At 70.0% G+C, this 4006-nt stretch carries 4 protein-coding genes; 1 reads left to right on the top strand and 3 read right to left on the bottom strand.

The window, feature by feature from the left end:
* Together DSP71_RS23015 and DSP71_RS02895 are read right to left on the bottom strand one after the other, a co-directional pair.
* The coding region (locus tag DSP71_RS23015; protein WP_258546234.1) for a GntR family transcriptional regulator at positions 1-415 on the bottom strand (415 nt) is incomplete at its 3' end.
* On the bottom strand, positions 412-1881 hold the full coding sequence (locus DSP71_RS02895) for a fumarylacetoacetate hydrolase family protein (protein WP_113680323.1): 1470 nt from the start codon (positions 1879-1881) through the stop codon (positions 412-414). The genes DSP71_RS02895 and DSP71_RS23015, both read right to left, overlap by 4 nt.
* Positions 1882-2031: 150 nt before the next feature.
* On the opposite strand from DSP71_RS02895, the gene DSP71_RS02890 reads away from it, so the two are divergent.
* A complete protein-coding gene (locus tag DSP71_RS02890; RefSeq protein WP_046748849.1) occupies positions 2032-3411 on the top strand; it encodes an MFS transporter in 1380 nt (459 codons plus the stop codon).
* A 114-nt stretch (positions 3412-3525) separates the two neighbouring features.
* Here DSP71_RS02890 and DSP71_RS02885 read toward each other — a convergent pair.
* On the bottom strand, positions 3526-4006 hold a 481-nt coding region (locus tag DSP71_RS02885; protein ID WP_113680322.1), incomplete at its 5' end, for an IclR family transcriptional regulator C-terminal domain-containing protein.

Raw genomic sequence — 4006 nt, 5'->3', positions numbered from 1 at the left:
ACAGCACCGAATGGAACTGGCGGTTGAGCTCGGTGAAGGCGTGCGCGTCGAGGTGGTCGAGCATCTGCGCCATCCGATCGTTGATCCGGGCGGCCTCCTCGAGGGCCTGGTCGTCGAGCAGGGGAGCGGACAGGGCGGTGGCGCAGCCCTCGACGAGGCCGAGCGTCTGCATCGTGTGCGCGTACTCGCTCTCATCCACGAGGGTCACCCGCGCGCCGACGTTGCGCTCGAACGTCACGAGCCCTTCGGCCTCGAGACGGCGGATCGCCTCGCGCACGGGGACGACGCTCATCTGGAGATCGTCGGCGATGGATCCCAGCACCAGCCGGTATCCGGGGCTGAACATGTGTCCCGTGATGCGGGAGCGCAGCCACTCGTACGCGACCTCGGACTTGCTCGCGGCCGTCGTGGTCATCGTGTGCTCCCGTCGGACACGGCCTTCTCGTAGCGTGCCCGCCACTCGGCGTTCAAGGGGAAGAGGCCGTCGACCGGGTGTCCTGCGGCGACCTGCTCGGCGATCCAGGCGTCTTCGATCTCCTGCGCGACGGCGCTCGCCGCGACCTCGGCGGCCAGGGCCGGTGGGATCACGATCACGCCGTCGCTGTCGCCGACGATGATGTCGCCGGGCTGCACGGTCGCGCCGCCGCAGGAGATCGTGACGTCCACGTCCCACGGCACGTGCTTGCGACCGAGCACCGACGGGTGCGCGCCCTGCGAGAACACGGGAAGGCCCATCTCGGCCACCGCGTCGTAATCGCGGACGCCGCCGTCGGTGACGACTCCCGCTGCGCCTCGCACCTTGGCGCGCAGGGCCAGGATGTCGCCGAGCGTGCCCGTCGTGGCATCGCTGCGAGCTTCGATCACGATGACCTCGCCGTCCTCCACGGCGTCGAACGCCCGCTTCTGGGCGTTGTAGCCGCCGCCGTGCGAGGCGAAGAGGTCTTCGCGGAACGGGACGAAGCGCAGCGTCTTCGCGGTGCCGACGATCTTCTGTCCCGGGATGTTGACCGAGACCCCGTCGATGAAGCAGGAGTGGTGTCCGCGCTTGCGGAGCTGCGCCGAGAGCCCGGCCGTCGGCGCCTCCAGCAACTGTGCGCGCAGTTCGGGGGAGAGGCCGGGAGCCTTCTCGACGGGAGGCAGTCCTGCTTCCGCCCGCGAGCCCCATGCTTCGGTGCGCTGCAGGTCGTCCACGGCGGGGAGCGAGCCGATCTGTCCGTCGAACGGAGTCTCGCCCTGGGTCACGGTGGTGACGAGCCGTCCCGAGCTCGGGGCTCCCGGTGCATCCGGTGCGTCCACCTCGACCTCGACGACGTCGCCGGGGACGATGACGGATGAGCCGGCGGGGGTGCCGGTGAGGATCACATCGCCGGGTTCGAGCGTGAAGTGCTGGGAGAGGTCGGCGACGAGTTGGGCAAGCGGGAAGATCAGTCCTGCCGTGGTGTCGTCCTGGCGGAGTTCGCCGTTGACCCAGGTGCGCACGCGCAGCGCCGCGGGGTCGACGGTGCGGGCATCGATCAGCTCGGGGCCGATCGGGGTGTAGCCGTCGCCGCCTTTGGAGCGGACGTTCGAGCCCTTGTCGTTGGCGCGCAGGTCGTACAGGCCGAGGTCGTTCGAGGCGGTCACCCAGCCCACGTGGGACCAGGCGTCGTCGAGGGAGACGCGGCGCGCGGCCGAGCCGATCACGAGCGCGATCTCTCCCTCGAACGCCAGCAGCTCGGTACCGGCCGGCCGCTCGACGGTGCCGCCGGAGACGCCGACGGAGCTGGCCGGCTTGAAGAAGTAGGAGGGGGCGGCGGGGCGCCGGCCGCGCTGATCCGCTCGGGAGGCGTAGCTCAGGTGGATCGCGATGATCTTGCCGGGGCGGTCGATGGGTTCCGTCACGGGGCGCCTCCTCGCGCTGTCAGTGTCCTGCGCGACGCCTTGTGCGTCGTATTCGAAATCATATATTATCGGTTCACCCCTCGGCAAGCACTTCGGATTCACGTCCGCCGCGCGCCGTGACAATGCGGTCACAACCAAAGGAGACACCCCATGAGCGGGCAGTCACAGGCTGGGTTCACGCCCACCGGAACCATCGCGACAGCGGCTGATCGGCGCCGTGTCGTGTTCGCCACCGTCGTCGGCACCACCGTCGAGTGGTACGACTTCTTCATCTACGCCACGGCGGTCGGGCTCGTCTTCGGGCAGCTCTTCTTCGCCCCGCTCGGCGAGAACAGCGCCCTGATCGGCTTCGCCACGGTCGGCGTCAGCTTCCTGTTCCGCCCCCTCGGCGCCTTCCTCGCCGGTCACTACGGTGACAAGCTCGGACGCAAGACCGTGCTGATGTGGACGCTGATCCTGATGGGCGCGGCCACTGCCCTCATCGGCATCCTCCCCACCTACGAGACCATCGGGCTGATGGCGCCGATCCTGCTGGTGCTGCTGCGCATCGTGCAGGGCATCTCGGCGGGCGGCGAGTGGGGCGGCGCGGTGCTGATGGCCGTCGAGCATGCTCCCCGCAAGAAGCGCGGCATCTTCGGCGCATCGCCGCAGATCGGAGTGCCGCTCGGTCTGCTGCTCGCCTCGGGCGTGATGGCGCTCATGACGGTGATCGCCCCCGGCGACCAGTTCCTCGCGTGGGGCTGGCGCGTGCCGTTCCTGCTGAGCGTCGTGCTGATCCTCGTCGGCTACTACGTGCGTCGCAAGGTCGAGGAGAGCCCCGTGTTCACCGAGCTCGCGGCCCGCAAGGAGAAGGCCAGGATGCCGATCGCGCAGCTGTTCCGCAAGCACCTGCTGCTCGTGATCGTCGCCGCGTTCGTCTTCGCCGGCAACAACGCGGTCGGCTACATGACCACCGGTGGCTACATCCAGGGGTACGCCACGGACCCCGCAGGTCCCATCGGCCTCGAGCGCGGCCCCGTGCTCTGGGCTGTCGCCGGGTCTGCGGTCACCTGGCTGCTCACCACCCTCCTCGCGGGGTGGCTCTCCGACCGCATCGGCCGCCGCACCACGTACATCGTCGGCTGGGTGCTGCAGCTGGTGGGTGTGTTCACGCTGTTCCCGCTGGTCAACACCGGCGAGATCGGGCTGCTGTTCACCGGACTCGCGATCCTCACGATCGGCCTCGGATTCACCTACGGCCCGCAGGCGGCGCTGTATGCCGAGCTGTTCCCCGCGAGCATCCGCTTCTCCGGTGTCTCGATCTCGTACGCGATCGGTGCCATCGCCGGCGGCGCGTTCGCCCCGACGATCGCGACGGCCATCGTGAAGGCGACCGGCTCGACGGGCGCCGTCACCTGGTACCTGGCCGGCATGACCGTGCTGGGCCTCGTCGCGACCCTGCTGCTGCGCGACCGCTCGGGCATCCCGCTCGGACCGGATCACGAGGAGGAGCAGTCCGTCAGCCCGATCTACGGACTCGCGAAGGCCTGAGCCGCGCCGCTCGTCGACCTGCTCCCGTCGCGCTCCCTGTCATCTGCCCTACGGCGACCGACCGGAAGCGCGGCGGGAGTGTTCGTCTGTGCGCGGTCTCGGCGGAGCCGGACGTCAGCCGTCGAGAGCGTCGCGGATGTCCGATGCTGCACGCTGGAGCCGTGCGGCGATCTCGGCGTCGTCGAGGTCTGTGGACACGTGCACCACGGCGATCGCGGCGGGGCGCTGTCCGCGCAGGGCGAGGGGGACGGCGACGGCCTGCACCGTGGGGATGACCTCGTCGTGGCTCGTCGCATAGCCGCGGATGCGGGTCGACTCCACATCGCCGGCGAGGGTCGGCGGCACGACGTCCGGCCATTCATCCTCGGGGAGCAGCGACAGGATGGCCTTGCCGGGTGCGCCGACCGTGACCGGGTGACGGGCGCCAGGGCGCTGGGCGACGCTCGCGACTGCATGTCGGGGCTCGACGCTCGCGAGGGTGATGCACTCCTCGCCGTCCAGCACGCCGAGGAAGCAGGTCATGCCGAGCTCGTTGGCGATGGCCGTGAGCTCGGGGAGCGCCTCGGCCTGGAGGTCGTGCGCGACGCCGGCGGCG

Source organism: Microbacterium sp. H6 (genome assembly GCF_003314775.1).
In the GTDB taxonomy this organism is placed as follows: Bacteria; Actinomycetota; Actinomycetes; order Actinomycetales; family Microbacteriaceae; genus Microbacterium; species Microbacterium oxydans.
This window is presented reverse-complemented; position numbering and strand designations above follow the sequence as displayed.